Below are 26,736 nucleotides of genomic sequence, written 5' to 3' on the forward strand. Positions count from 1 at the left end.
CATGTCCTCTCTGACCGCGGCTCCCACCGAGATCTACGAATCCGGAGACTCCGCATTGCGCGTCGTCGCCCTTGCTGAAGCAAGCGAGGACAACTGGCTCACGGTCCACCGTCTTGCTGACTGGCTGGAGAGCTGTGGTGCCGAGGGCCTTCACGGCGCAGTACCTACCTACGATTCCGTGCTGGTGGAATTCGACCCCGTCCTGGTGTCGGCCCGCCAAGTGCGCGCGTTCGTAAAGCTGGGACTCCTTGAAATGGGCCGGTCCGCCGGCACCGAAGCAACACCTCGTGAATTTGACGTTCCGGTGGTGTACGGAGGCGACTATGGTCCCGACCTGGAGAAGGTAGCCGAGTACCAAGGCATCTCCACCGAGGAAGTCATCCGCTTCCACACCGAAAAGACCTACACCGTCCGCTGCCTGGGTGCTCCTGCCGGCTCGCCCATGATGGACGGTCCCGCGTTCCCCAAGCCCGTGCCGCGCCTCAAGGATCCGCGGCTCAGCGTCCCGGCGGGGGCAGTGGCAGTTGCCGGACGCCAAGCCGTCATCGCTCCCGCGTCCGCGCCGGGTGGTTGGTGCGTCATCGGTCAAACCCCGTTGACCGTCCTGAACATCCGCCGTGAACCACTGGTTCCCTACAAGCCAGGAGACATTCTCCGTTTCCGTCGTATCGATGCCGGAGAGTTCGATTCATACGTCGGCAAGGAACTGGAACCAAGGCCATGAGTGGGCACATTCTCATCCAGCAACCCGGCAACGCCGTGGTCACAGACCTTGGCCGGTTCCGTGGACCTCGCTTTGGACTGCCTGTCAATGGCGCCTTGGACCAGTATTCGGCCCGGGCCGCCAACATCCTGGCCGGCAACCTGGACAACGATCCCCTGGTGGAGATCACGGCCCTGGACTTCAGGATGAAGGCGCACTCCGACATCCTGATCGCAGTCACGGGGGCTCCGCTGACGCTCACCGTCGGCGGGCGTCCGTGCAGCCAATGGGAACCGGTTTCGGTCCGAGCGGGCGAGACGGTGGCCATCCGGGGAATCAACCGGGGCCTCCGTGCCTACCTGGCCGTCCACGGCTCCGTGGAGGCACCAACGCTGCTGGGTAGTTGTGCTCCGGACACCGTTGTGGGCTTCGGCCTGCAGCTCAAGGAAGGAACCACGCTCCTGACCCGCCGCAGCGTGGGCCCGGTTCGCCAACCGTACTTCGACCTTCCGCTCTTCCGGCTTGGTCTTGAACGGCCGAACATGGGGCAGGAGCTGATGGTCGATGTGACCGATGGTCCGGATGTCGCTGAGTTTGGTGATTCCGCCGAGCTGCTCTTCACATCGGAATACGCCGTGAGTGGCCGGAGCAACCACATCGGCCTGAGGCTTGGCGGCGAACTTCCGGAAAGAACCTCAAATGGTGAAGTGCTATCACGCGGGGTCCCAGTGGGCGCCGTCGAGGTTCCTTCCCGGGAAGAGTTGCTGGTACTGCATCGGGGACGCGGCGTCACCGCCGGCTATCCCGTCCTCGCAGTGGTCACCAGTAATGGCCTGGACGTCCTTGCCCAAGCCCGCCCGGGCGACAAGGTCCACTTCAGGAAAACAACAGTGGCGGAGGCAACTTCCGCCCACCGGCGCTCGCGGGCGCAGCTTGAGACCCTCCGCGAATCCGTCAACACAGTCTTCGGACTACTTGGCATTGGATGCCGACCCCAGTGGCAGGACCTCCCGGTTGCGGCATGCAGCTAAAAACCTGTCGTCAAAACCAATAGGCGTTGCTACGCTCAACATCAAGAAGGAAATGTCATGACCGCTAACACCAACGCTGCGCAAGTGCAGCATGAACGGCTCACAGGCCGTCAAACGCGCAAGGTTGTCACCGCAGGCTGCGTTGGCATCTTCGTGGAACTTTATGACAACGGCATCTTCGCGTTTATGGCCGGAACACTTGCCTTGGTGTTCCTCGCCCCCGGCAACCCGGACAACGCCTTGTTGTTCGTCTTCGCCGGCTACGCAGTCTCGTTCTTCGTCCGGCCCCTCGGCGCAGTTGTTTGTGGCTATTTGGGCGACCGGATCGGCAGGCAAAAGCTACTGGTCTTCGTCATTCTGCTGATCAGCGTGGCCACCGCCGGTATCGGAATCCTGCCCACGTACGCGGCTATCGGCATCGCGGCTCCCATCCTGCTCGTTCTCCTGCGGCTCCTGCAGGGCTTCTCTGTTGGTGGCGAAGCCGCCGGCGCCATGACCTTCCTCGCTGAACACGCCCCCGAGGGCAAGCGCGGCATCATCACCTCCTACGCGCAGATCGCTTCGTTCGCAGCACTGCTCACCGGCACCCTTGTAGCGTTCTCCATGTCTCCGTGGCTCACCCAGGCCGCGATCGACGGCGGTGGCTTCGGCGCCTTCGCATGGCGCATTCCTTTCCTGGTCGCCATTCCCATGGGCGTCATCGGCTGGTACATCCGCAAGGCCATCGCGGACACGCCCAACTTCACGAAGCTCAAGGAAGAGGGCGGCCTCTCCAAGAACCCGCTCAAGGAAGCCTTCCAGTCCGCTGAGCACCGCCGGGCCATGGTTCTGGCCCTCTTCATCCCGCTCATGAACGGCTCCGGCTACTACGTCCTGTTCTCCTACATGCCCACGTTCCTCAAGGGCAAGCAGCTCAACTTCACCATCGGCGAGGCTTTGTTCATCACCGCCTGCAGCCTGGTTGTCATCTGCATCGCCATTCCTTTCATGGGCGCCCTGTCCGACCGCATCGGCCGCAAGAAGGTCATCGCCGGCTCCGCCATCGCCATGACCATCCTGGGCATCCCGTCCTACGCCCTCATCGCAACAGGAAGCATGGGCCTGGCTATCCTCGGTGCCTCCATCATGGCCATCGTCTTCGCCGGCCACACGGCCGTCATCCACATCCTGATCGTTGAGTTGTTCCCCACCCGTGTTCGGTATTCCGCGTACGGCCTCGGCTACAACATCTCCTCCGCGCTCTTCGGCGGAACTGCTCCGTTGCTGATGACCTGGCTCATCAGCAGCACCGGCAACATCTACATGCCGGCCTTCTACGCAGTCGTCACGGCGCTCGGCACGCTCGCAGCCGTGAGCACGGTCAAGGACCGGGCACACGAACCCCTGCGCGACGCTTAGGCGCCGCTGACCTCCAGGCACAGTTCGTGCCTTCCATTTCCACTCTTTGGAGAACCGATGTCTTTTTCCGACTACAACACCGCCCTCGTCACCGGAGCGTCAACCGGTATGGGTGCCGCGATCACGGAGCGCCTGGCCAAAAGGGGCCTGACCGTTCATGCCGTGGCCCGCAACGAGGAACGCCTCAGCGAACTGGCCGATCGTACGGGTGCTATCCCGCACGTAGTCGACCTGACCGACACGGCGGCCCTGACCGCCGTCGTAAGCGAGCTGAAGGTCGACGTCCTGGTCAACTGCGCCGGAGTTTCCCGGCCCGGGAACCTCTTGGACTCGTCCGAGCAGGACATCGACGAGCTCATCGACGTCAACCTTCGCGGCCTGCTTCAGCTCACGCGGCTGGTCCTGCCGGGCATGGTGGAGCGCGACCTTGGCCACATCATCAACATCAGCTCGATCGCCGGGGTCTACAACTTCTATGGGCACACGGTGTACCACGCCACGAAGGCAGCCGTGCACCAGATCTCCCGCCAGCTCAGGAACGACACGGTCGGCAAGCGCATCCGCGTGACCGAGATCTGCCCGGGGCGTGTGGAAACCGAGATCTTCGGCCGGAACATGGGCGGCACGCCTGAAGCCATGGAAGAAGCGTGGAAGACGTACTACGAAGGCTACGAGTCGCTGACCACTGACGACATCGTCAACGCCCTCGACTACGCCATCGAAACCCCGCGCCACGTCAATGTGGGCATGCTGGAACTCATGCCGACGTTCCAGGTCCCCGGCGGTCTCACCTTCGACAGGCGCTGACCCCCGCCTCCCTTGAGGCGCCGCGCCCGTCCTGGGCGCCCCAAAGTTCCAGTGACATCACTCCCGTTGCTGGAAATACAAGCTGGCGGCCGCGAATTTCGCGGCCGCCAGCACCCGTTTCCGGGGAAAAAGCCTTTTAGTCGGGCCTGCCTCTTTGGGCGGGCCCGCCGCTTAGGAAGGGCCCGACGCTTAGGAGGGGCCCGACGTCGGGCGCTCAGTCCTCGTGAAGGGCTTGCATCAGGTGGTGCGTGGGGATGCGGTCGCGGTCATACGTGATTTCCGTGTAGCCGTGCGGTTCCGGCCGGCCGTCGTGCCCGAGGTTGACGAACACGATTTCCTCGATGGTCAGGATGCTGTCGCGGGTGATCATGTTGCGCACCTCCGCACGCATGGTCAGTGACGTCCGGCCGAAACGGACCGCCGTCAGGCCCATCTCCACCAGGTCGCCCTGGACGGCCGAGCTGACGAAGTTGATTTCGGAGATGTACTTGGTGACGGCGCGGCCGTTTCCAAGTTGGAGGATTGCGTAGATTGCCGCTTCCTCGTCGATCCATTTCAGCAGGCTTCCACCGAACAGCGTGCCGTTGGCGTTGAGGTCCTCCGGACGTATCCACTTGCGGGTCCGGAACGTGATGTCAGCCTTTTCCATAATGCGAGATTAGCCGAGCCTGGACGCCCGCGTCTCCTGCGGCGTGCCATGCTTGGCGCGACTCCGTAACATGGATACGGTGCACCCGGTTCAGGGCACAACACGACACGCCGATTCGCGCACCACGCGGCACACCGGGAACGCGCTGGAGGAACACCATGAAGATCGACAAAACCCACCGTAGCGCTGGGCTGGGCGCCCGGCCTTCCGGCTTGGACTTCTGACCATGCCACCGTTGGACGCCGTGCTGGGCGCCTGGTCCATGAACTGGCCTGCCCTGGTCATTCTTATCGCCGCAGTCGCCCTGTATTCAAAGGGGCTGATTGCTGCCAAGCGCCGGGACATCCGCTGGCCCTTGTGGAACTCGTTTGCCTTCTTCGCCCTTGGCCTGGGTAGTTTCGCGGCACTGAGCTTCGGATTCCCGGGAACCTACAGCCACGATCTGCGGTGGGCATTCACCCTCAAAGTGACGTCCTACCTGTTTGTGGTCCCGCTCTTGATTGGCCTCGGCAAGCCGCTGACACTCGCAAGGCAGACCCTTGGCCCCGTCGGCGCGGCGAGGGTCGAAGCGGTCCTCGGGCACCGGCTCGTTCGCATGCTCAGCAACACGCTCGTGGCGGCACTTCTGGGGCTCGCCATGTTCACAGTGTTCCTGACGCCGTTCTTCTACGTGCTTCGGACCAACCCCGCCGCCGACATGATCCTGACTTTGCTGGTGCCCGTCATGGGACTCCTCATGACCGTACCGATCATGGAAGACGGCGCAGGACGCACCTCATCGCTCATTGTGGTCGAGTTCATCTTTGTATTTATTGAGCTGCTCGCCGACGCGGTGCCTGGGGTCCTGATGCGGCTCAGTCCGGGAATTCTTGACGGCGCCACGTCAATTTTGGGCAATCAGCCAGGTTGGTTTCCCTCACCGTTGCGTGACCAGCAACTCGCGGGAGACTTGATGTGGTTCCTCGCGGAGATCGTGGATCTTCCCCTCATCATCCTGATGTTCGTCCGGTTCTCCCGGAGCGACAAGCACGAGGCCAAGAGCTTCGACGACTTGAGTGATGAAGAAATCGAAGCCTTGAATCGGGCACATCTGGGGCAGGGCGGACGCAGCCTGGATTGATGGTGCGAGCCGGCCGGGCTGACGGTGCGGGGGCGGGCGTTGCCCGGGCTGGCGCTGGCCGGTCCCTAGGCCATCGCCGTGTGTGAGGCGCTGTGCGAATCGATCGGCTTCGCGTAGCACTGTGAGTGGCTGACGCCGATGTACGGACCGAAGTTGGGCACTAGGGCGAAGCCGGCGCTTTCGTAGAAGCTGCGGCCGTCCGATTGGGCAGATCCCGCTTCGGCCGTGATCACGCTGAAACCGTGGGCATGTGCCTGCGCCTCCAGCGCGGCAAGGATCGAACTCGCAACTCCTGAGCCCCTCGCGTACGGGACGACGTACAGCCGTTTGATTTCGGCGGTTTGAGCATCCAGAATCCTTAGCCCTCCGCAACCCAGAGGCTGGCCGGAGCACTTTTCGTAGGCAACGACGAAAACGGCAGTATCAGATTCCGATGGCGCGGGTCCGGGCTCGTGGTCTGAGTTACCGAAGCGTGCGTCCAGTTCGGCTTGCTGCGCCGCGCGGAGGTCTGCACCCACCGGATTTGCCCAGGTGACCTGCCTGATGTTGAGCCGCGGATTGGTCTGCATCGGAACCTCTTTCGCCGGAGGGGGTTATGCCTATCAAGCCTAGGAAGCGGGGGTTACCGCGGTGTTTCCTCTGCGTAAGCGTCCGGAGAATTACGGGGCGTTGGGATTGACCCCGAGCAACCGTTATTCGACGGCGTCGCCGGTGGGATCCTCGACTGTCCGGTCGGCCAAGGCAAGTCCGCCTACGGGGCTTTGGTCCCAGTGCAGCAGCCGCCAGCCGATCTCCGGGTCGCCTTCGAGGACCACGATTCCGGTGTTCTGCAACTGGTGGGTGGCGGCGAACTTGCGGCCGACATCCACGGCACGGCGACCGGCCCAGCAGCGGATCGCGGCACCATGGCTGACCACGACGGCGGTTTCGTCGCCTGCCGCTGCCACTTTGGCAATGGCAGCGTCGTAGCGGGCGAAGAACTCGTGGCCGTTGCCCGCTCCCGGCATGCGGACGTCGAGTTCACCGTCGGTCCAAGCGAAAACGGTGCTCATGTACCGGTGGTGCGATTCGTGGTCGGTGAGCTTCTCCAAGGCCCTGGCCTCAATCTCCTGCAGGCCGTCCAATACAGTGGCCTCAAGCCCGAGGGCTTTTGCAAGCGGGGCCGCCGTCAGCTGGGTGCGGATCAGCGTGGATGCATAGATGGCCGTGATGTCCTCGTTGGCAAGAGACTCCGGGAGCGCAGCGGCCTGACGTTCGCCGAGTTCAGTTAGTCCCGGACCGGGAAACGCCGTGTCCAATTGCCCCAAGACGTTTCCCGGGGTTTGCCCGTGGCGGATAAGCAAGAGCCTCATGCTGACACAATTCCTTACATCGATTCGGAAACGCCGGGTCCATGTGGCCTTTACTTCAGGTGGTCCACCAACTGGTCCGCGATACCCGTGTACTTGCCCGGAGTAAGTGCCAGGAGGCGTGCCTCGGCTTCGGGAGACAAGCCAAGGCTCGAGACGAACTCCTGCATGCGGACGGCATCGACGCGCTGGCCGCGGGTGAGATCCTTGAGTCGCTCGTACGGGTTCTCCATGCCCTCAACGCCGGCGATGGCCTCGGCGCGCATGACCATCTGGATCGCCTCGCCCAGGACTTCCCAGTTGGTGTCGAGGTCGGCTGCCAGCACATCCTCGGCGACGTCCAGGGCCTTGAGTCCCTTGGCAACATTCGAGATCGCAAGGAGCGAGTGCCCGAACGCGACGCCGATGTTGCGTTGCGAGGAAGAGTCGGTGAGGTCTCGCTGCCAGCGGGAGGTAACCAGCGTGGCCCCCAGGGTGTCCAACAGTCCGTTGGAGATCTCGAGGTTTGCCTCGGCGTTTTCGAAGCGGATCGGGTTGACCTTGTGCGGCATGGTGGAGGAGCCGGTGGCGCCGGCAACCGGGATCTGGCGGAAGTAGCCAATCGAGATGTAGCTCCAGATGTCCGTGCAGACGTTGTGCAGGATGCGGTTGAAGCGGGCTACGTCGGCATACAGTTCGGCCTGCCAGTCGTGGCTTTCGATCTGGGTGGTCAGCGGGTTCCACGTCAGTCCCAGGCCCTCAACGAAGGACTGGGCTACGGCCTGCCAATCGGCGCCGGGAACGGAAGCGACATGCGCTGCATAGGTGCCGGTAGCGCCGTTGATCTTGCCGAGGTACTGGGTCTTGGAAACGCGGTCCAGCTGGCGGCTCAGGCGGTGCGTGATGACTGCCAGTTCCTTGCCAAGAGTGGTGGGCGTAGCCGGCTGGCCGTGCGTGCGGGAGAGCATCGGGACGGCACGGTTCTCCTCGGCCATCTCTTCGATCTGCTTCACCAAGGCGGTGGCAGCAGGAAGCCAGACATCTTCCACGGCACCCTTGACGCCCAAGGCGTAGGAGAGGTTGTTGATGTCTTCCGACGTGCAGCCGAAGTGCACCATTGCGGTCAGGTTCTCGATACCGATCGCGGGGAGGCGGCGGCCGATGTAGTACTCAACGGCCTTGACGTCGTGGACCGTGACGGCTTCGATTTCAGCGAGTTCCGTGACCGAAGCGGCGTCAAACTCAGTGACGATGGCGCGCAGCTTCTCCTGTTGTTCCGCGGTCAGGGGGCCGGCGCCCGGAAGCACGTTGTTGCTGGTCAGGTGGATGAGCCACTCGACCTCGACGGCCACGCGGTCGCGGTTGAGAGCGGCCTCGGACAAATAGTCGACCAAGGGAGCCACGGCGGACTGGTACCGGCCGTCCAGCGGGCCCAAGGCGATCGGCTCCGGCGACGCGGCGAGAGCCAGGCGTCCAGAGGGCGTACGGGTAACAGCGGCGGCGACGGTTTCAGGCATGAGGCAATTCTTTCATGAACTCGGCTCGCGCCATTAAGCCGGACTTCTCTATGTGCATAACATCGCAGTTTCCCCGCCCCGGCTGTGTTTCGGGCAGTTATCCACATAGCCGATCACGGCGGTTCCGCGCCCCCGGAGCACAACGTAGCGTCGGTGCCAGAACATCAATGGACACAGAGGAGGGCAACGTCTTGAGCGGCATTCTTATGGCGGCCGGAGGAACGGATCTGGATTCGCCGCAATGTATTACACGAGATGCGGAGATCCAGAAGCTCGGATGGCGGATGAGCGTCTGCGCCGACCAAGCCGATGCCGTCCTTGCCAAGCTGGCGCAGTTGCAACTCGAGGAATGGGAGTCGCCGGCCGGCCGTGCCTACCGGACCACGCTGGCTTTGCAGGCCGCCGCCCTTCGAAGGGGGCGTGATGCCTTGCGCGAGGCCGCCTCAGTGACTCTCCGCCATGCCCAAAATGTGGCAGCGAAACTCCCGCCTGGCTTCTGATGGCCGAGGTCGCTCCTGTCGGCGCGGGCGGAAGTCCCCACCCTCGAACACCCGAGCCGGATGGCACATTGCGGATACGCGGCGGAGTCGGCGGAATCCGTTTCCAATTCGAAGAGCTGCTTGCTGGCGCTGCCGCGCTGGACGGACTGGTGCTCCAACTGCGGGCCATTGAAGTGGAAGCCGAAGCGGTGAGGGTGGCTCTCTTCCCGTACCAGGGCTCGTCCTACATGAGTGGAAGCAACGCCATCATTGCTGTCGGTGAGAGCGGACGGGACGTTGGACGGGTCCGCGAACAGCTTCAGCGGATCGGCAACGATGTCAGGGCAAGCCACCGTGAATACGAGTTTGCGGAATCACATGCGGCGATCAGGTTGCGGATGGGCATGGGAATGCCTGTCCTCGCGACTGGCCCGAATCCCCTGGACCTCGGCCTGAGGGGAGTCACAGAAGGAGCCGTCCGGGATCTGACCCGCATATTGGAACTGATGATGGGGCTACCCCCTGCAACGGCAAACCTTGCGGGGGCGATCGTCGGGCCCACTGATGTCGGCGTTGTCCTGAGAGCCATCGTGGCGGCCCCTGCATTGTCTTTCCTCAGGCCGCGTCCCATTGCGGTCGGCCGGGGCGAGACCGCCACGAAGAGCATGGACCTGTCGGCGGCAGGAATGCTCAGGGAGCTGGATCACCTCGGTGCCACTTCAGAGGGCGAGATAGAAGTTGTGCAGGTGGACAGGGACGGAGAGAAGGCTTGGGTGGTGTTGATTCCGGGTACCCAGCCGGGCAATCCGCCCGGAGGCAGCAATCCATTGGACGAAGCCGGGATTGCCGAAGCGCTGGGCTACAACTCGACGGAGACCAGCAAGGCCATCCGTCAGGCATTGCTTGAGGCAGGCGCCGCAGCCGGCGAAACGGTGGTGGCAGTCGGCCATAGCCAGGGCGGAATCCATGCCATGAACTTGAGCCAGGACAAAGCGTTCCTCGCCGATTATGACCTCAAGTTTGTGGTGACAGCTGGATCGCCCGTCGGCGGGATGACCCCGCAAGCCGGCATCGGGAGCTTGCATTTGGAGCACGAACAGGATTGGGTTCCCGGGGCGGACGGCAAAGCGAATCAGGATACCAAGGACAGGGTCACGGTGACCATGACCAATCCGGTGAGCCTGGCACCCGGCGAAGAGCCAGGCATCGGACCGGCGCACAAGCTCTCACGCTACGAGGAAGGGGCAAAGCTCGTGCAGCTCAGTTCCGATCCTTCACTGGCCGCTTCCACAGCCGCTCTTGGCGGAATACTGGGCGTTGGCGGAGCGGCCAAAGTGACGCGGTTCAAACTGACCCGCGAAACACCCCCGGCCCCGCGGGCAGGACGATGAAGAAAGCCGAGGAACATGCTGGCGTAAGGCTTCTTATCGCCTGCTACCGCCTGCCACCGCCCGGAATCCAGCTGGCCACCATGGAAATCAGGCTGATGATGATCGCAGCGAGAACCGCGGTCCAGAAGAAACGGTCGATGGTGAGGTGCACAGGTGTGTAGCTACTAAGCCAGGCCGTCAGGGACAACATAGCCGCGTTGATGACAATCGTGAACAGGCCGAGGGTGAGGATCGTGATCGGAAGGGAGAGCAGCTTGACCAAAGGCCGCACAAAGGCATTGACGATGCCAAAAATGAGCCCTATGAAGAGATAGGCAAGAACCACGCCCAAGGTGTCACTGCCTTGAGTGACCCCCGCGTTGCTTACTGCGTTGGTGGTTGCCGAAGTGGAAATATCCATTCCGGGCAGAATCCAGCTGGCAACCCAGAGGGCCAGCCCGTTGATCAGGACACGCACGATGAATGAACCCATACGCCCATGCTTTCACATGCGCCGGTTTTCACATGCGCCGGTTTTCGCCCACGCTGGCCGGAGGGCTTGCCAGCGAGGGCCGAAGCCCTGCAAGTAGGCTGGTGCCATGAATTCTTCTGACAACGCACCGGAGGGCGTGCGTCCCCGCCCGGTTGTGGACAGGCTCCCCAAATATGCTGCAGGCAAGCCTCCCGCAGCAATAGAGGGCCTGACCAGCTACAAACTGTCGTCCAATGAAAACCCGCTGCCCCCGATTCCCGCTGTGCTCGAGGCAATCGCTGATCAGTCGGACATCAACCGGTATCCGGACCCCTTGTCCACCAAGCTGCGCACGGCGCTCGCTGACTTCCTTGGAATCCCTGCTGACGACGTCGTCACTGGAGCCGGAAGCCTCGGAGCCCTGAACCAGATCCTTTCCACGTTTGCAGGGCAGAACCACGACGGCAAGGCTGATGGGGTTATCTATGCCTGGCGCTCCTTTGAGGCCTACCCCATCTCCGTAGGACTGGCCGGTGCCGAGAGTGTCCAGATCCCGTTGCTTTCCGATGGACGCCACGATCTCGAGGCCATGGCGGCCGCTGTCACCGTCCGCACCAAGGTGATTTTGCTCTGCACGCCGAACAACCCCACGGGTCCCATCATCACCGCCGAGGAAACCGAACGGTTCATCCAGTCAGTGCCGGCGGGCGTCGTTGTTGTTATCGATGAGGCCTACCAGGAGTTCGTCAGGGACGAGAACGCCGTGGACGGCATCAAGCTGTACCGCAAGTACCCTAACGTCGTGGTCCTCCGTACCTTCTCCAAGGCTCACGGGCTAGCGGGGCTGCGTGTTGGATACAGCGTTTCCGGTCCGGATCTCACTCAGCATTTGCGCGTCGCTGCCACGCCGTTTGCCGTCTCGCAGATTGCCGAACGTGCCGCCATTACCTCCTTGGAGAATTTCGACCAGGTTGTTGAAAGGGTACAAAGCCTGGTCGATGAGCGGGACCGGGTTACCGCAGGACTCCGGGAGCTGGGATGGTTCGTGCCCGAGGCCCAAGGCAACTTCGTCTGGCTGAATCTTGGTGAGAATAGCGCCGAATTTGCCGGACTTGCAGGCGAGCGTGCGTTGTCCGTGCGGGCCTTCGGCAACGAAGGCGTCCGGGTCAGCATTGGAGAGGTCGAGGCCAATACTCGATTCCTGGAACTCTGTGCGTCCTATACAAAAGCGCCGCAGGCTTCCTAGCGGTTAACAAATGCCCCTGCGTCCCTTACTGCGGATAAAGTAAGGGACGAAAGCCAAGATATGCCGATTCCGGAATGCATTCCGGAATCGGCATATATCAGCGAATATTGCTCAGCATCGGGCTGCGGCAGGCAAGGAGACGGAATGGGCGCAACTCAATTGCCCACCCCCGGGATCAACGGAACGGGACTGGATCAGCAGTCTCCTGCGGGAGGCGCTTCGAGCGATCCCGCGGCCGACATGATCCAGCTGCTGGGGCCGGACGGCAAGCTAGGGACAGATCCCGTCTTCTCGGACTACGCCAAGCGCCTTGAGCCTGAGCAGCTCCGCGGCTTCTATGCCGACATGGCCAAGGTCCGCCGCTTCGACCAGGAGGCCACGGCCCTTCAGCGCCAAGGAGAGCTGGCACTTTGGGTTCCCCTGACAGGCCAGGAGGCCGCCCAGATCGGTTCCGGGCGCGCTACCCAACGTCAGGACTACATCTTCCCCACATACCGGGAACACGGCGTTGCGCTGACCCGCGATGTGGATCTGGCGGAACTCCTGAAGCTGTTCCGCGGAATTTCGAATGGTGGCTGGGATCCCACCGAGAACAACTTCCATCTCTACACCCTCGTGCTTGCGGCCCAGACGCTGCATTCCGTTGGGTACGCCATGGGAATCCAGCGCGACCAAAAGCTCGCGGAAGCCAATGGTTCCAACGATCCGAAGGCTGCTGTTGTGGCCTACTTCGGCGACGGTGCCAGCTCCGAAGGCGACGTCCACGAATCCATGGTCTTCGCGGCGTCCTATAACGCTCCCGTGGTGTTCTTCTGCCAGAACAACCACTGGGCCATCTCCGTCCCCACCGAGGTCCAGACCAAGGTTCCGCTGTTCAACCGAGCCAAGGGATACGGCTTCCCGGGCATCAGGGTGGACGGCAACGACGTCATCGCAGTCCATGCGGTCACCGAGTGGGCGCTTGAGCACGCGCGTGAAGGCCGTGGTCCCGTGCTCATTGAGGCATATACGTATCGCGTTGGCGCCCACACGACGGCGGACGACCCCACCAAGTACCGCGAATCCGCCGAGGAAACCGCCTGGCGGGGCAAGGATCCCTTGGATCGCCTGGAGAAGTACCTCCGCAGCGAGGGCTTGGCCGATGAAGCTTTCTTCGAGCAAGTCAGGGTTGACGGTGACAAGCTCGCAGCCCACGTCCGCAGCACCACGCAAGGTCTGCAGGGCCCCAACTTCCGCGAGTCATTCGCCGGTGTCTATGCCGAGCCGCACCCGCTGGTGGCCGAGGAACTTGCTTGGTTCGAGGAATACTCCGCCGGATTCGAAGGCGACGAGGAAGAGGGGACAGGCAACTGATGACCACTATGACCATTGCCAAAGCCATCAACGAAGGCCTGCGTGCCTCGCTCACCAACAACCCGAAGTCCTTGCTTATGGGCGAAGACATCGGCCCGCTGGGCGGCGTCTATCGCGTGACCGACGGACTCATCCGGGAGTTCGGCGCAGACCGCGTAGTGGATACCCCACTGGCTGAGTCCGGCATCGTCGGCACGGCCATAGGCCTGGCCTTGCGCGGCTACCGTCCCATCTGCGAAATCCAGTTCGACGGCTTTGTGTTCCCCGGCTTCAACCAGATCACCACGCAACTGGCCAAGATGCACTCGCGCAGCGGCGGCAAGTTGACTGTCCCCGTGGTCATCCGCATTCCCTACGGTGGCGGCATCGGCTCGATCGAACATCACTCGGAATCGCCCGAAGCGCTGTTCGCCCACACGGCCGGCTTGCGCATCATCACTCCGTCCAATGCCCACGACGCCTACTGGATGATCCAGCAGGCTGTCGACTGCACGGACCCGGTCATCTTCTTCGAACCCAAGCGCCGCTACTGGCTCAAAGGCGAGGTGGACACCGAGAACCCAGGACCGGCGTCGGATCCGTTCCAAGCGCACGTCCTGCGCGAAGGCTCGGACGCCACCATCGTGGCTTACGGGCCGCTGGTCCCAGTCGCGCTGGCCGCCGCAGCGGCGGCGGAAGAGGACGGGCACAGCATCGAGGTGATCGACCTGCGCTCGATTTCCCCCATCGACTTCGACACTGTCACTACTTCCGTCAAAAAGACCGGCCGATTGATCGTTGCGCACGAAGCACCGACGTTCGGGGGGATCGGTGGCGAGATCGCCGCGCGGATCAGTGAGCGTGCTTTCCTCCACTTGGAGGCTCCGGTCATCCGCGTGGGCGGTTTCCACATGCCATATCCCGTGGCGAAGGTGGAGGAGGACTATTTGCCGGATATCGACAAGATCCTCGAAGCCCTGGACCGTTCCCTGGCCTACTAGCCGCCCCTGATTGCACCCTCCGCCACGCGGACGGGCCAGCAGAGATCGAGGACCTAAGTGACTGTTAAGAAATTCAACCTGCCGGATGTCGGCGAAGGACTGACCGAGGCGGAAATCGTCTCCTGGAAGGTCAAGCCGGGCGACACCGTGGCCATCAACGATGTCATCTGCGAGATCGAGACCGCCAAGTCCCTCGTGGAATTGCCGTCCCCGTATGCCGGCACCGTGGCAGAATTGCTCGTTGCCGAAGGCATCACGGTTGAAGTAGGGACCGCGATTATCGGCATTTCGGACGATGCTTCGGGAGAATCGGAGCTCACCCCGGCGCCTGCGGCTCCGACGGCTGCCGCACCGTCCCCCACCCCACCTGCCGCGCCTGCGGCCGAACAGGTCTTCGAAGCCTCGATGTACGGCAAGTTGCCCGTCGACGCCGGAACGTCCGACGGCGGTCCCGCCGGCGGCCCGCTGGTTGGCTCCGGTCCGAAGGCCGACGCCGTCAAGCGCCGCCCGCGCAAGCGCCCGGAAGGTGCTACTTCGGTGCCCGCCGCCGCGCCGAGCACGGCACCCGCCGCCGTCGAGCCCGCCGTTGAGCGAGTGGCAGAACCCGCTGCTCCGGCACTCCCGCCCGTTGCCGCACAGCAGCCCGCAGCCGCAAGCCAGACATCCGCAAACCAGGCACCGGGTCTCACCGGCATCGGTGCAACGGTCAGTGGCCTCGTCAACCGGGTGCTGGCCAAGCCGCCCGTGCGCAAGATCGCCCGTGAACTGGGGATTGACCTGGCCGACGTCGTTGCCACGGGAGCCCGCGGCGAAGTGACCCGCGAGGACTTGGTCAGCTACCAGTCGCAGCGCGATGCCGAGGTGGATCAAGCAGACACGTTCTGGGGTGCGTCCAAGAAGCCGCAGGATCAGCGGGTGGAACGGATTCCCGTCAAGGGCGTCCGCAAGGCTACTGCCAAGGCCATGGTGGAATCGGCGTTCACGGCACCCCACGTGAGTATCTTCGTTGACGTGGATGCCAGCCGCACCATGGAATTCGTCAAGCGGCTCAAGGCCTCCAGGGACTTTGAGGGCATCAAGGTATCGCCGCTACTGATTCTCTCCAAGGCCGTGATTTGGGCCGCCGCACGCAACCCGAGCGTTAACGCGACCTGGGTAGAGAACGCCGATGGCAAGGGCGGCGCGGAGATCCACGTCAAGCACTACATGAACCTCGGTATTGCCGCAGCTACGCCGCGAGGGCTCATGGTCCCGAACATCAAGGATGCCCAGGACCTTTCGCTCAAGGAACTTGCCCTTGCCCTCAACGAGCTAGCGAGTACGGCACGTGCGGGCAAGACCCAGCCTTCGCAGATGCAGGGCGGCTCGCTGACCATTACGAACATCGGCGCCCTCGGCATCGACACCGGAACGCCCATCATCAACCCCGGCGAGGTGGCAATCGTCGCGTTTGGCACCATCAAGCAAAAGCCTTGGGTGCTCGACGGCGAGGTCATCCCTCGCTGGATCACGACGCTTGGCGGTTCGTTCGACCACCGCGTGGTGGACGGGGACCTCTCGGCCCGCTTCATGGCCGACGTCGCATCCATTCTCGAAGAACCGGCCCTCCTGCTTGACTGAGGTTGCTTGACTGGGCAGCGCGGCACCGGGGGCCGCGGGAGCAGTGCCCAGCCAGCAGCTGGACGGGCCTCCTCGGCCCGGCACCGTGTTGCCCGGATCCTGACGGAAGTCTTCCAGCCGCCCGCCGTCGTGTCCGTCTTGCTGCTCATCAGCCCTGCGGTGGAACCGGGTTTCCCGGGGACGATATGGTTCGGGGTTCTAGCGGCGCTCTTTGTGTGTGTGCTGCCGCTGGCCTATGTCCTGCTCATGGTGAGGCTCGGCAAACTCAGCGACCACCACGTCAGTGATCGCAAGGAGCGTGCGCCTTTGCTGATGCTTGCGCTCGTGTCCGTGGTACTGGGGCTGGTTGTCCTCAACCTCATCCATGCCCCGATGAGCGTCTCAGCGATGATCCTTGCACTGATTGGCGGCATCACGGTGTTGGCCGCAGTCAGCCTTGTGTGGAAAATCAGCGGTCATGCCTCGGCAATTTCCGCGGCCGTAGTCATTGTGGCCCTCATGTTCGGGCCGGCGTGGTTGCCGTTGCTGCTTCTGGTTCCGGCCGTCGGTTGGTCCCGCGTCGTCCTGCGGGACCATACCCGCGGCCAGGTCATTGCCGGCTCGCTGTTCGGCGGGATGGTCATCGCGGGACTTTGGTGGGTCCTGCGCGGTTGGCTGGGCTAGTAGGACGTATAGCTGAGCGCGAGGTCGCGCAGTTGCTGGTCGCTCATGCTGCCGATCATTCCAAATGACAGCACCATGGCCAGGGCTCCGACGGCGAGCATCGCGGAAGCAACCACAAGCAACAATTTCCAGTCGGAGCGAAGGATGCTGCGGAACGTCTCCGGCATCTGGAGCAACGGGGAGATCATGTTCGGAGCGCTGTCTACCGAGCCGTCGTCGAGAAGTGCCACGATGCGGTCATTTGCCCGGTCGAAGCGCATGGAGCTGATGTGATTGCCGTGGCGGGCGAGCAGAATGTCGTGGCCGACGCGTTGGCGCGGCTGGAGAGTGAGCAAAAGGGATCCCCTACGGGTTGTTGTGATGGACGGCTCGCGCCCTTGGGGGCGACTTCAATTTTATCGGCGGCATCCTAGCCGCACGGCCAAAATCGGGGTGAGACCGCCCACCACAACACGTGATCCCCGTCAAAGTCCCGGGGTCGGGGAGTTCCCTAAGGCTCGTCTGTCTTGGCAATGTAGACGTCGCACGGCGCGTTGTGCGCCACCGTGTTGGCAACACTGCCGAGAACCCTGGCCAGTCCCTGCATACGGCGGTTGCCGACCACGATCACTTGGGCGCCCACTCGTTCGGCTTCCTTGACCAGGGCCTCTCCGGCTTTGCCGAAGACCGCTCCATAGCTGGTGGTCAACTGATTGGAAGCGAGCTCAGCGGCCACTTTGCCGGCTACCTTCTCGGCGGCGTCGGCATCGGAGAGAATCCACTTGTCGCCTCCGCTTTCGACAACCTCCACGTGGGCGCCTTCAAAAGCGGTGATGACGCGCAGTTCCGCGCCCAATGCGGTCGCCAAATTCTTTGCCGAATCGGCGGCCCGCCTTGCCGTTACGCTGCCGTCGACTCCGACGAGGACTATTCCGCTCATATATCTGCTCCTTTGCTGATGACATCAATGGCTTCTTGCAAAACCGGCGCCAATCGGCGGACGCCTTCGGCGATGGACTCCGGTGGCACTGCGCTGAAAGCCAACCTTAGTTTGTTGGATGGTTCGGCGGAGTGCGTGAACGCCGCGCCGGGGATGAACACGACCCCCGCCGCGATCGCCCTCTTGAGCAGTGGATATGTGTCGACACCGTCGGGCAAGGTGACCCAGACGAAGAAGCCGCCCTCGGGCCTGGTCCAGCTGAGGCCGGGAGGCATGTGCTCTTCCAACGCCACCAGCAGGGCATTGCAGCGTTCCTCGTACAGGGCCCGGTAGGTGTCAATCTGCCCGCGCCAGTCGTAGTCCCGAAGATATGCCGAGATGATCATCTGGTTCAGGGTGGGAGGGCACAGGGTCACGGCTTCCGAAGCCAGGTAGAAGCGCCGCTGCAAGTGCTCGGGTACCAGGGCCCACCCGATGCGCAGTCCCGGGGCAAAGATCTTGGAGAACGAACCCATGTAGATGACGTCGTGCTCATTCGCGGCCCGCATTGGTTCCAACGGCTTGCCGTCGAAGCGCAAGAGACCGTAAGGGTTGTCCTCCAGCACCAGGATATTCGCATTGCGGCATATATCGACGATGCGCTGCCGCCTCGCCGGAGCAAGTGTGATGCCGGAGGGGTTGTTGAAGTTGGGGATCGTGTAGAGGAACTTGATGGCCTTGCCCTGCGCCTGAAGCGCGGCGATCTTGGCTTCGAGGAGCTCCGGGACCAGTCCGTCGTCGTCCATGTCCACGGTCTCAACCTGGACCTGGTACGCCTCGAAGGTGTTCAGTGCGCCCACGTACGTGGGGTTTTCCACGAGGACGACGTCGCCCGGATTGCAGAAGACCTTCGTGGCCACGTCCTGGGCCGACTGGGAACCCGCGGTGATCACCACATTCTCCGGGCGGGCGTCCAAAATGCCTTCCGCGGCCATGATCTCGCAGATCTGGGTACGCAGTTCCTCGGTGCCCTGTCCGCCGCCGTACTGCAGCGCCGTCATGCCTTCTTCCGCGATGATGCGGGCAGCGGTTTGGCCGAGCTTCTCTAGGGGCAGGGACTGCAGATAGGGGTTTCCGCCCGCGAGGGACACGAGTCCCGGCCGCATTGAGATGTCGAAGACGTCACGCACAGCGGACTGCTTGATGTTGGCGGCGCGCTCCGAGAAAAGTTCCTCGTGGCGGTGGGCGGCAGTTGCTGCTCGCTCTATTGCGTCGATTGCTTCCGCGGGCAACTCGGGCCCGGCATCCAATGTTTCGTGGGTCACAGTGAAAGGATACTCCCCAGAGTTGCCAATTGAGCAACGGATGTTTCATCCCATTTTTTGGATTCACGGTGCGAAGCGCTTTACGTCCGGACACAGGAAGGCTGGAATAGAGCCATGACGACGCATCCCGAACTCGAATCCAAAGCTCTCCGCTTCCACGAGCTCCATGCCTTGCCGCATGCGCCGTTGGTGCTGGTTAATGCGTGGGATGCGGCATCTGCGCGCATGGTCGAAGAAGCGGGCGCGACGGCGGTGGCCACCTCCAGCTCGGCTGTCTCCTGGAGCCTGGGGTACCAGGACGGGGACCACCTTCCGCGGCACCTCGCGATGGAAGCGCTGGCACGGATAGCAAAGGCCACCCGCTTGCCCGTGACCGCGGATATCGAGACTGGCTACGGGCGTTCTGACGAAGAACTCCAGGCCACGGTTCGAGCGGTGCTGGACGCGGGCGCAGTCGGGATCAATATTGAGGACTCGGCGGACCAGCCGTTGAGCGACATCGCCGAACAATCCAAGCGCATAGCGCTGATCAGGCAGACTGCCGAGGACGCGGGCGTCAGGCTGTTCATCAATGCCCGTACCGACACTTACTGGTCTGGAAAGTTTCCGGATACGGCATATGAGGAAACGCTGCGCCGCGCGGACGCCTATCAGCGGGCCGGGGCGGACGGAATATTCGTACCCGGGTTGGCCGATCTCCATGTCCTGCACGAACTTTCCCGGCGGATCAGCGTACCGCTCAATGCGCTGGCCGGCTTGGGTTCGCCGTCGCCCGGAGAATTACACGAAGTCGGAGTGCGGCGAATCAGCATCGGGGGCAGCACTGCCAGGGCCGCCTACGCGAAGGTCTCAAGGCTGGCAATGGAAGTTCTTGGCGATGGAAACTGGTCGGGCCTGGCCGGAAGCCGGAGCTACGCAGACATGGACGCGCTATTCGAGTGACTGGCCAGCTGAGCGCAAACTGAGTACGTCCGCCAGGGTTTTTCCGTCGATGTAGATCGCTGCCTGGGATGCTCCCGTAGCCGCCACCGCGGTTTGCGCCAACTGGGTTTCGATCCGAGGGTTGTCGCACACGCCTCCAGGGCGAAGTGAACCGCTCAGGTTCACGACAGCAATGGTGCCGTCGAGGTAGCCCGAAACGTAACGCAGCGCGGAGCCCGAGAGTGCGTTGTACAAGCCTGCCCGGGATGCGGTCCCGTCGGACGCCAGCAGCTGCGCCATTGCCGCGGCCAGCGGGTCGCTGCCCGGAGGTGCGGTGATGTAGACAGGCACGAGGCTGTCGTCACAACCGAACCGCACACCGCGGCTGCCGCCGTCGCCGATTGCCACGAAATACACGGCAGTCCCAGTCAATTCGCCGGCGGTTGGGAGAGGAAGGGGTGCCTGCGGGCTCGCGACGGGTGCGTGCGGGCTCGCAGTGGTTGGCAGCGATGCCGTGGGCGGCGGGTTGATATACGGGGGAGGAGCCGGGAGGGGCATGGGGACTGGCCCGGCTACCGGCTCCTGCGTCACTTGGACGGAGCCAGATGAGGCTGGTTGCGCGGAGGGTGATCCGCCCGGATCACCGCCGGCGGGGGAGGCGCAGCCGGCCAGGCAGAACGCGAGGGATAGGCACAGCGCGGCGATCGCCGTCGTCGTGCATTCCACGCCGCGCCCGAGCCGCATGACAGCCCCCGCTCCTGCCCTGATCACCTTTGGTGCCTGTAACTCAACGTTACGGCTGGCCGTCCTGGTGTGGGCCGCTCCGTCCATGACGGTTCGGCCTCAGCTCAGTCACGGAATGGTAGCGGTGCGGTGACGCATTCCTTCTGTTTCGAAGGGCGTTCCGGCTAGTCCGTTCCCTTGATCTTCCGCCAACCGCCTGCACGGTTGTTTGCCGCGATCTGCCGCAGCATGGTGATAAGCGGTTCACTCGGGATCACGTCGTGCTGATGGAAAGTGATCATGCGGGCGGTTTTGTTGTCGTGCCCCGAGGTGATGATGTTGTCCGGGTCGGGGACAATCGCGCCGTCGTAAAGGAACAGGTTGACGTGGTCCTTGGCTGCGAGCAGAGCGCAGACGTTGCCGTCGAGGACGAAGTAGGGCCGGGTGCGGCGCTTGATCGTTTCGACGACTTCGGGCTCGGCTTCGTGGATGAGGTCGCGTAGTTGCCCGCCGATGGCGCGTTGCCAGTCCGGCAGGGCCTCAAGGTAGGCGTCGACGTCGGGATGGCGGTTGTAGTCGGCCATGCCGCCATCGTATCGACAAAGAGTGCCCCCGCCCACGCCTCAACGGCGGGACAGGGGCACTCTCGGGGCCAACTGGGAACTAGGCTGCGACTTCTTCCTGGACGGCAGTCAGCGGCTCGAAGATGCCCTTGATCTGCTCAACAACTTCGGCGTCGTCCTTCGGGTGCAGTTCAGCGAAGCGGATCATGGAACCCGGGACGGCAAGCTTGACGTCCTCGAGGACCTTGGCGCCGGCGATGCCGGCTGCCTTGCGGGCCTCGTCCTGCGCCCAGACGCCACCGAACTGGCCAAAAGCGGTACCGACGACGGCGGTGGGCTTGCCTGCCAGGGCACCGGCGCCGAACGGGCGGGACAGCCAGTCGATGGCGTTCTTGAGCGACGCCGGCATGGTGCCGTTGTGTTCCGGCGTGACGAGCAGGATTGCGTCCGCTTCGGCGGCGGCAGCGCGGAGAGCTGCGGCTTCGGCCGGAACCTGGCCTTCGACGTCGATGTCTTCGTTGTAGAACGGGATGTTGCCGAGGGAGCCGTGGATCTGTACTTCGACGTTTTCCGGGGCGTTGAGCTGGATGGCTTCGGCGAGCTTGCGGTTGTGGGAATCGGCGCGGAGGCTGCCAACAAGGGCGAGAACGGTGTTCTTGGACATGGGAACTCCTTGGGTCTGGCCGCGGACGGTGCCGCAGGCGCTCGGTTTTGGAGGCTTTTGCTGCCTTCGTAGATTCTAAACGGACTGCGGTCCGCTTATTATTCCCGAGGCTAGAATGTTTTTGTGAGCCTCATCCCCATCCGGCCCGGTTCGCCTTTCGGGACGCAGCCGGAGCGCAGCGACGCCGCGCGTAACCGCGAACGGCTCCTTCAGGCTGCCAGGGATCTCGTGGCTGAACACGGAGTGGACGCCGTCACGATGGACATGCTCGCGTGCAGGGCAGACGTCGGGAAGGGAACCGTATTTCGCCGTTTCGGCAGTCGGGCAGGACTCATGATGACCCTCCTGAGCGACGCCGAAGCGGAATTCCAGCGCGAGTTCATCTTCGGTCCGCCGCCGCTAGGCCCCGGAGCGCCCCCACTTGAACGGCTCATTGCCTTCGGCGAAGCGCGCATCAAATATGTCGAAGAATACGGCGAGCTGGCCCGTGCCGCGGCGGAGCATTCCCCGCAAAACCGGCACGACGCCCCGCCGGTCGTGTTGTGGCACCGGCACATCGAGATGCTGCTGCGGGAAGCGGGCCTGGACCGCGATCCATGGCTGCTAGCTCTTTCCCTCGGCGCCACGCTGGATCCCGAGCGCATGCTCCATTCCCTCCGCGCCCATGGAGTCGCCCCGGAGCGCCTGGCTGCGTCGTGGCGAGAGCTCGTTACGCGCCTGCTGAAAGACTGCTGACATAACCTTCGCCGGGCCACCTTCGCCCGGTAGCGTAGCGGCATGACCCACACACCGATCCGCACCGCCGTCGTCGGCTATGGCCTTTCCGGCAGCGTCTTCCACGCGCCGTTCATCGCAGCCAATCGGGCGTATTCCCTCGACGTCATCGTTACTTCGGACCCGGGCCGTAAGGCCAAAGCCGAAGAACGGTATCCCGGCACGAGGATCGTGGACAGTCCGGATGACGTCCTGGCGCTAGCCGGTGAGCTGGACCTCGTAGTGCTCGGCACGCCGCCAGCGACCCATCGCCCGCTCGCGAAGGCCGCGCTGGAAGCCGGGCTCGACGTCGTCGTGGACAAGCCGTTCGCGGTGACCAGCGCGCAGGGACAGGAGCTGATCGATCTGGCCGCGAGGCTGGGCCGCGTGCTTACCGTCTATCAAAACCGCCGCTGGGACGGCGACGCCCTCACGGTGAAGAAGCTGCTCGACGCCGGGACGTTGGGCGAGGTCATGCGCTGCGAAGCGTCAATGGAGCGGTGGGCGCCAGAAATAAGCAAAGCGTGGAAGGCTGGTGCCACGGCCGACGACGGCGGCGGCGGGCTGCTCTTCGACCTGGGAACCCACCTGCTGGACCTGGCGATCCAGATGTTCGGTCCCGCCGAAGTCATCCATGCCGAAATCCTGGCGCGACGGCCCCAGGAAAAAGCTGACGACGACGTCTTCCTGGCCCTAAGGCACGCTTCGGGAGTGCTCAGCCACGTCGCCATGAACGTCAACAGCCAGCTTCACGCGCCACGCTTCCGCATCCTGGGGAGCAAGGGTGGATTCGTGAAGTTCGGAATCGACCCTCAGGAACCCTTCATCGTGGCGGGCGGTCGGCCCACGGATGGCGCCTACGGCGTCGACGATCCGCACCACTACGGCACCCTGGAAATCGACGGCGTGCGGACCACGGTACCCACCAAGCGTGGCGCCTACCAGGAGTTCTACCGGATCCTTGCGGAGAAGATCGCCGACGGCGGTGCCGCCTCCGCTTTGCCGCTCCCCGTGGATCCGGCCGGCCCAGTTGAGGTGCTCAAGCTGATTGAGCAAGCCAGGACGCTCGCCTGACCGGAGCGAACTGGCATCAAATGACCCCAAAACGCTTGGGAAGGGTCACCTACTGCCAGTTCGCTGAAAGTTTTTTTTGGATCGGGCGTAACTTCGCCGGGACCGTCAGCGATGTAGGGGGAGTGTGGGCAACGTCCGCACTCATCATCCGGTAGCGACAAAGCCGCTGCCGGAGCAGTCCCAAAACGTTTGTCGGAGGGTTTCATGTCCTTGTTCACTGTCCTTGCCACCAGCAAAATCGCCGCCGGCGTCCTTGCCGCCGGAGCTGTAGCGGTTGGCGGAACCGGCGTCGCAGCCTTCAACGGAGCGCTTCCCAACGATTTGCAGAAGAGCGCCCACGAGTTGCTTGGAGCCCCGGCTCCGGCCGCGTCCAAAGCAGCCGAGTCCGCAGAGTCCAAGGCGGCCGACGCGTCCCAGGCCGCAACGTCGAAGGCGACTGACGCCGCTGCCGACGCTAAGTCCAAGGCCACGGACGCCGTCGACGACGCAAAGTCCAAGGCCGCGGCCGCTTCGGCCAAGGCCACCTCACCTGAGGCGTTCGGCCTCTGCACCGCCCTCCTCAACGGCGGCCTGAAGGCTGACACCAAGGTGCCCGGCTACTCGTCACTGGTAGTTGCCGCTGGCGGCGAAGCCAACGTCAGCGCACACTGCGCCACCGTCGTGAGCGAAGGCAAGGCTGCCGGCTTGAAGGCTGACGGATCTGCTTCCGCCAGCGCCGACGCCGATGGAAACGCCGCATTGCCTGCCGTACCGGCTGTTCCCGCAGTGCCGTCCGCTCCGGCCGTCCCCGCTGTACCGGCAGTCCCGGCCGTGCCGTCCCACGTGCCGACCGCACCTGTGCACGTTCCGTCCGATTCTGTCAGCCCGTAACACTGCGGCTACGCTTGAACGGCGGGGCTCCTTGGCTAAATGACAAGGAGCCCCGCGACGCAACAGACTGCAGCGGTGGTCATTTCTCAGGCCAGGGACGATGACCGCGCTGCGTGGGATGGAGGGGTCGCGGGTGCTTGACCCTTTGGCTGACGAATATTTGCAGGCGGACGAGGAAGATCCCGCACTGCTCTTCACGGCTGCCTACAACGAGTTTTCCGGACCGGTGTTTGGATACCTGCGCGCCCGCGGCGTGGACGATCCGGAAGCAGTTACCCAGGACGTGTTCCTGGCTCTCTATCCCAAACTGGATTCCCTCCGAGGAGGTCTCCAAGGGGCCAAAACCCTGCTCTTCTCCATAGCGCACGCGCGAATGGTGGATCACTATCGCAAGCGGGAACGCACCCCTGATTCCGCGCCCTATGAATCTGATTTGGATTCGCGGAGCGCGCCCTCGGCCGAGGACCAGGCATTCGGACATGGCGAAGGCTTGGGCGTAACCGAGCTACTGGCCGACCTCAACCCCGATTACCGGGAGGTCCTGGCGCTACGGGTCGTGGCGGACCTGTCGTTGGAAGAAACAGCGGACATCATGGGCAAGTCCCAAGGAGCCGTGAAGCAGTTGCAGCGCAGGGCATTGAGTGCACTGAGAGAACGTGCACTACTAAGGAATGGCACATCATGAGCGAAAAATCCGCATCCTTCGGCGAGCAAGGCGTTGACCGCCTGCTTGCTGAAGCCGGACTCGACGAAGCGTACGAGATCCGGACAGAGCTGCTGGAACTGCAAGCCCTTGCGAGCACCCGGCCGCAGCCATCGGCGGCTGTGCAGGCTTTGATGGCACCTGCGAGCGTTGCGGCTGCACCTGTCGCGGCCACAACCCCGCTAGCCCGCACCGCGGGTGCGCCGATCGACGAACTGGCCGCGCGCCGTCGTCGTAAGCGCCGTGCCGGCATTGCGGCTCTTGCCGTTGCGGCTTCCCTTGCCGCCGGAGCTACCGCCGCGGCTGCGTCCGACGGCGGCATCCCGGGAACGATCGAACACTTGGGCGCCGTAGTGGGATCGGTTGTTTCCCAGCTCACCCCCGGCTCGGGCGGCACAGGACCGCAACAGCAGGGAACCCGCCCGGAGCCGGTTCCGATGCCCACCCGGGGAACAAGCATTCCCGCGTCGCCTTCTCCGGAGTCCTCAAGCCTCGACGCCCAAAACAACAACACGCATCCATCGCCGCACGCCACTCCCGGCACTACTGCGCCGGGGTCCGAGTCGGATCCGCGCAATGGATTGCACGATATCGCCAAGGGCCGCCCGGGACAGATCACGATCCCGACGCCGGAGGTCCCAACCCCCACGCTCCCGTTGCCCCAGCCCGTTCCTTCCGAGATCCTTCCGGGCAACCCGGTGAAGCCGTAACTTGGGGCGTGTTCGGCTGAGCTGACCTGGCGGCCCGTAGTTCGGTGACGCGGGCGGAACGCCACCAAGCCGCCACGGACATCAGGGCCGAAGCGGCGGGTCCCGGCGATCAGCTGCGTAATCGAGTCTTGCCTCGCGATCGCATCGTCCAGGTCAGTCGAATCCACCGCCCGCCGGCGCTTTCTCTTCAGGACGAAAGAGGTCCTCCATCACGGAATCCGGGCAGAGGCGTCCCCGATGCTTGGCTTAACCAACACCCACATGAGTCCAGTCGACGGGCCCGGCCCGTGACTAATTCAGTAATCTCCTAGGGACCTTAGGCGGCTTCTAGTTCAGTGACGCGGGCGTATTTGAGCGCTTTGGCTTGGTGTCGGAGCGCGCGTCGGTGGCGCCTGGAATACGGTCCCGCGATATCGGGCGGGTCGGTTCCTAGTGGATTGCTGCCTGGCAGGGGCGGGGCTGTTGACCGGTGGTGGTGTCCGGTGGGGGTGCGGATTTCCAGGACATGCCGTGTCCCGGGACTGGTTTTTGCTGTCCAGCCGGGGAGTTCTTTGGTGTGGTTGCATGCTTCGCACAGGCCCGCGCCGTTGGCCAGGGTGGTGGGTCCTCCGTGGTGCCAGGGGATGATGTGGTCGAAGTGCCTGATGGGTGCGTCGCAGTAGGGGGTGCGGCAGGTGTCGTCGCGGGCTTGGATGAAGCGCCGCAAGCCGGCAGGGAAGAGCCGGGCCCGGGAATCGGCGGCGACAAGTTCTCCGGTTCCGGGGGCGGTGTAAAGGCGCCGGAGCCAGACCTTGAA

The 26,736-nt window shown here is 63.5% G+C and carries 30 protein-coding genes; 18 read left to right on the plus strand and 12 right to left on the minus strand.

Annotated elements, in window-relative coordinates; translation table 11 throughout:
• Position 1 precedes the first annotated feature (1 nt).
• The 4 genes from AC1DJW_RS23240 to AC1DJW_RS23255 are packed head-to-tail and all read left to right on the plus strand — an operon-like array spanning position 2 to position 3,939.
• Positions 2–724, plus strand: a complete 723-nt coding sequence (locus AC1DJW_RS23240; RefSeq protein ID WP_476902632.1) for a 5-oxoprolinase subunit B family protein — start codon at positions 2–4, stop codon at positions 722–724.
• Positions 721–1,734, plus strand: a complete 1,014-nt coding sequence (locus AC1DJW_RS23245; protein WP_284754800.1) for a 5-oxoprolinase subunit C family protein — start codon at positions 721–723, stop codon at positions 1,732–1,734. Before AC1DJW_RS23240 ends, AC1DJW_RS23245 begins: the two co-directional genes overlap by 4 nt.
• 57 nt (positions 1,735–1,791) lie before the next feature.
• Entirely contained in the window at positions 1,792–3,132 is a 1,341-nt protein-coding gene (locus AC1DJW_RS23250; RefSeq protein ID WP_476902633.1) for an MFS transporter, read from the plus strand.
• A 57-nt stretch (positions 3,133–3,189) separates the two neighbouring features.
• Positions 3,190–3,939 (plus strand): SDR family oxidoreductase, encoded by a 750-nt coding sequence (locus tag AC1DJW_RS23255; protein ID WP_078107213.1) that lies wholly within the window; start codon positions 3,190–3,192, stop codon positions 3,937–3,939.
• A gap of 214 nt (positions 3,940–4,153) precedes the next feature.
• On the opposite strand, the gene AC1DJW_RS23260 is transcribed toward AC1DJW_RS23255, so the two are convergent.
• Positions 4,154–4,588, minus strand: a complete 435-nt coding sequence (locus AC1DJW_RS23260; protein ID WP_476902634.1) for an acyl-CoA thioesterase — start codon at positions 4,586–4,588, stop codon at positions 4,154–4,156.
• 226 nt (positions 4,589–4,814) lie between these two features.
• On the opposite strand from AC1DJW_RS23260, the gene AC1DJW_RS23265 reads away from it, so the two are divergent.
• Entirely contained in the window at positions 4,815–5,708 is an 894-nt protein-coding gene (locus AC1DJW_RS23265; protein ID WP_284754805.1) for a cytochrome c oxidase assembly protein, read from the plus strand.
• 65 nt (positions 5,709–5,773) lie between these two features.
• On the opposite strand, the gene AC1DJW_RS23270 is transcribed toward AC1DJW_RS23265, so the two are convergent.
• The 3 genes from AC1DJW_RS23270 to purB all read right to left on the minus strand — a co-directional run bounded on the left by AC1DJW_RS23270 (position 5,774) and on the right by purB (position 8,553).
• Positions 5,774–6,277, minus strand: a complete 504-nt coding sequence (locus AC1DJW_RS23270) for a GNAT family N-acetyltransferase (protein WP_476902635.1) — start codon at positions 6,275–6,277, stop codon at positions 5,774–5,776.
• Positions 6,278–6,400: 123 nt separating this feature from the next.
• The gene (locus AC1DJW_RS23275) at positions 6,401–7,060 is read right to left on the minus strand and encodes a histidine phosphatase family protein (RefSeq protein ID WP_476902636.1); all 660 of its coding nucleotides are present in this window, start codon (positions 7,058–7,060) and stop codon (positions 6,401–6,403) included.
• 50 nt (positions 7,061–7,110) lie between these two features.
• Positions 7,111–8,553 carry an adenylosuccinate lyase gene (gene purB, locus AC1DJW_RS23280; RefSeq protein WP_284754811.1) on the minus strand — a complete coding sequence of 481 codons (1,443 nt, stop codon included), beginning with the start codon at positions 8,551–8,553 and terminating at the stop codon, positions 7,111–7,113.
• Between the two features lie 191 nt (positions 8,554–8,744).
• On the opposite strand from purB, the gene AC1DJW_RS23285 reads away from it, so the two are divergent.
• Both AC1DJW_RS23285 and AC1DJW_RS23290 read left to right on the plus strand, forming a co-directional pair.
• Entirely contained in the window at positions 8,745–9,053 is a 309-nt protein-coding gene (locus AC1DJW_RS23285; protein ID WP_476902637.1) for a hypothetical protein, read from the plus strand.
• Positions 9,053–10,423, plus strand: a complete 1,371-nt coding sequence (locus AC1DJW_RS23290; RefSeq protein ID WP_476902638.1) for a hypothetical protein — start codon at positions 9,053–9,055, stop codon at positions 10,421–10,423. The genes AC1DJW_RS23285 and AC1DJW_RS23290 overlap by 1 nt, the downstream gene beginning before the upstream one ends.
• 43 nt (positions 10,424–10,466) lie before the next feature.
• Here the strand turns inward: AC1DJW_RS23290 and AC1DJW_RS23295 are convergent, their stop codons facing one another.
• On the minus strand, positions 10,467–10,895 hold the full coding sequence (locus tag AC1DJW_RS23295; RefSeq protein ID WP_390281868.1) for a phage holin family protein: 429 nt from the start codon (positions 10,893–10,895) through the stop codon (positions 10,467–10,469).
• A gap of 106 nt (positions 10,896–11,001) precedes the next feature.
• On the opposite strand from AC1DJW_RS23295, the gene AC1DJW_RS23300 reads away from it, so the two are divergent.
• The 5 genes from AC1DJW_RS23300 (at position 11,002) to AC1DJW_RS23320 (ending at position 16,736) form a co-directional block, all read left to right on the plus strand.
• Complete coding sequence (locus AC1DJW_RS23300) at positions 11,002–12,120, plus strand: histidinol-phosphate transaminase (RefSeq protein ID WP_476902639.1); 1,119 nt, start codon at positions 11,002–11,004, stop codon at positions 12,118–12,120.
• 144 nt (positions 12,121–12,264) lie between these two features.
• Positions 12,265–13,473: a pyruvate dehydrogenase (acetyl-transferring) E1 component subunit alpha gene (gene pdhA / locus AC1DJW_RS23305; protein WP_390281866.1), complete on the plus strand. Its 1,209-nt coding sequence runs from the start codon at positions 12,265–12,267 to the stop codon at positions 13,471–13,473.
• Positions 13,473–14,453 carry an alpha-ketoacid dehydrogenase subunit beta gene (locus AC1DJW_RS23310; protein WP_284754817.1) on the plus strand — a complete coding sequence of 327 codons (981 nt, stop codon included), beginning with the start codon at positions 13,473–13,475 and terminating at the stop codon, positions 14,451–14,453. Before pdhA ends, AC1DJW_RS23310 begins: the two co-directional genes overlap by 1 nt.
• Positions 14,454–14,510: 57 nt before the next feature.
• Positions 14,511–16,073, plus strand: coding sequence for a dihydrolipoamide acetyltransferase family protein (locus AC1DJW_RS23315; RefSeq protein WP_476902640.1), 1,563 nt, complete (start codon positions 14,511–14,513; stop codon positions 16,071–16,073).
• A gap of 96 nt (positions 16,074–16,169) precedes the next feature.
• Positions 16,170–16,736, plus strand: coding sequence for a phosphatase PAP2 family protein (locus tag AC1DJW_RS23320; RefSeq protein ID WP_390281979.1), 567 nt, complete (start codon positions 16,170–16,172; stop codon positions 16,734–16,736).
• On the opposite strand, the gene AC1DJW_RS23325 is transcribed toward AC1DJW_RS23320, so the two are convergent.
• From AC1DJW_RS23325 to AC1DJW_RS23335, 3 genes are all read right to left on the minus strand, one after another.
• Positions 16,733–17,071: a hypothetical protein gene (locus AC1DJW_RS23325; protein ID WP_113990649.1), complete on the minus strand. Its 339-nt coding sequence runs from the start codon at positions 17,069–17,071 to the stop codon at positions 16,733–16,735. The genes AC1DJW_RS23320 and AC1DJW_RS23325 overlap by 4 nt on opposite strands.
• A 155-nt stretch (positions 17,072–17,226) precedes the next feature.
• Positions 17,227–17,655: a universal stress protein gene (locus tag AC1DJW_RS23330; RefSeq protein WP_476902641.1), complete on the minus strand. Its 429-nt coding sequence runs from the start codon at positions 17,653–17,655 to the stop codon at positions 17,227–17,229.
• Positions 17,652–18,959 (minus strand): aminotransferase-like domain-containing protein, encoded by a 1,308-nt coding sequence (locus AC1DJW_RS23335; protein WP_476902642.1) that lies wholly within the window; start codon positions 18,957–18,959, stop codon positions 17,652–17,654. Before AC1DJW_RS23335 ends, AC1DJW_RS23330 begins: the two co-directional genes overlap by 4 nt.
• A gap of 114 nt (positions 18,960–19,073) precedes the next feature.
• Here AC1DJW_RS23335 and AC1DJW_RS23340 point away from each other — a divergent pair, with 114 nt between their 5' ends.
• Positions 19,074–19,901: an isocitrate lyase/PEP mutase family protein gene (locus AC1DJW_RS23340; protein WP_284754826.1), complete on the plus strand. Its 828-nt coding sequence runs from the start codon at positions 19,074–19,076 to the stop codon at positions 19,899–19,901.
• Here the strand turns inward: AC1DJW_RS23340 and AC1DJW_RS23345 are convergent.
• The 3 genes from AC1DJW_RS23345 to AC1DJW_RS23355 all read right to left on the minus strand — a co-directional run bounded on the left by AC1DJW_RS23345 (position 19,890) and on the right by AC1DJW_RS23355 (position 21,830).
• Positions 19,890–20,624, minus strand: coding sequence for a GerMN domain-containing protein (locus AC1DJW_RS23345; RefSeq protein ID WP_476902643.1), 735 nt, complete (start codon positions 20,622–20,624; stop codon positions 19,890–19,892). The genes AC1DJW_RS23340 and AC1DJW_RS23345 overlap by 12 nt on opposite strands.
• A 164-nt stretch (positions 20,625–20,788) precedes the next feature.
• A complete protein-coding gene (locus AC1DJW_RS23350; RefSeq protein ID WP_284756113.1) occupies positions 20,789–21,187 on the minus strand; it encodes a DUF1801 domain-containing protein in 399 nt (132 codons plus the stop codon).
• Positions 21,188–21,266: 79 nt separating this feature from the next.
• Positions 21,267–21,830, minus strand: a complete 564-nt coding sequence (locus AC1DJW_RS23355) for an NAD(P)H-dependent oxidoreductase (RefSeq protein WP_284756112.1) — start codon at positions 21,828–21,830, stop codon at positions 21,267–21,269.
• 123 nt (positions 21,831–21,953) lie between these two features.
• On the opposite strand from AC1DJW_RS23355, the gene AC1DJW_RS23360 reads away from it, so the two are divergent.
• The 5 genes from AC1DJW_RS23360 (at position 21,954) to AC1DJW_RS23380 (ending at position 25,940) form a co-directional block, all read left to right on the plus strand.
• Positions 21,954–22,565, plus strand: a complete 612-nt coding sequence (locus AC1DJW_RS23360; RefSeq protein WP_269993912.1) for a TetR/AcrR family transcriptional regulator — start codon at positions 21,954–21,956, stop codon at positions 22,563–22,565.
• A gap of 42 nt (positions 22,566–22,607) precedes the next feature.
• Positions 22,608–23,657 carry a Gfo/Idh/MocA family protein gene (locus AC1DJW_RS23365; protein WP_476902644.1) on the plus strand — a complete coding sequence of 350 codons (1,050 nt, stop codon included), beginning with the start codon at positions 22,608–22,610 and terminating at the stop codon, positions 23,655–23,657.
• 204 nt (positions 23,658–23,861) lie between these two features.
• The gene (locus AC1DJW_RS23370; RefSeq protein WP_284756108.1) at positions 23,862–24,527 is read left to right on the plus strand and encodes a hypothetical protein; all 666 of its coding nucleotides are present in this window, start codon (positions 23,862–23,864) and stop codon (positions 24,525–24,527) included.
• A gap of 133 nt (positions 24,528–24,660) precedes the next feature.
• Positions 24,661–25,212: an RNA polymerase sigma factor gene (locus tag AC1DJW_RS23375; protein ID WP_284756114.1), complete on the plus strand. Its 552-nt coding sequence runs from the start codon at positions 24,661–24,663 to the stop codon at positions 25,210–25,212.
• Entirely contained in the window at positions 25,209–25,940 is a 732-nt protein-coding gene (locus tag AC1DJW_RS23380; RefSeq protein ID WP_459342246.1) for a hypothetical protein, read from the plus strand. Before AC1DJW_RS23375 ends, AC1DJW_RS23380 begins: the two co-directional genes overlap by 4 nt.
• A 316-nt stretch (positions 25,941–26,256) precedes the next feature.
• Here the strand turns inward: AC1DJW_RS23380 and AC1DJW_RS23385 are convergent.
• Positions 26,257–26,736, minus strand: a 480-nt coding sequence (locus AC1DJW_RS23385) for an HNH endonuclease (RefSeq protein ID WP_476902645.1), incomplete at its 5' end; no start/stop codon positions are given.

Source organism: Arthrobacter sp. 05L417, assembly GCF_056397865.1.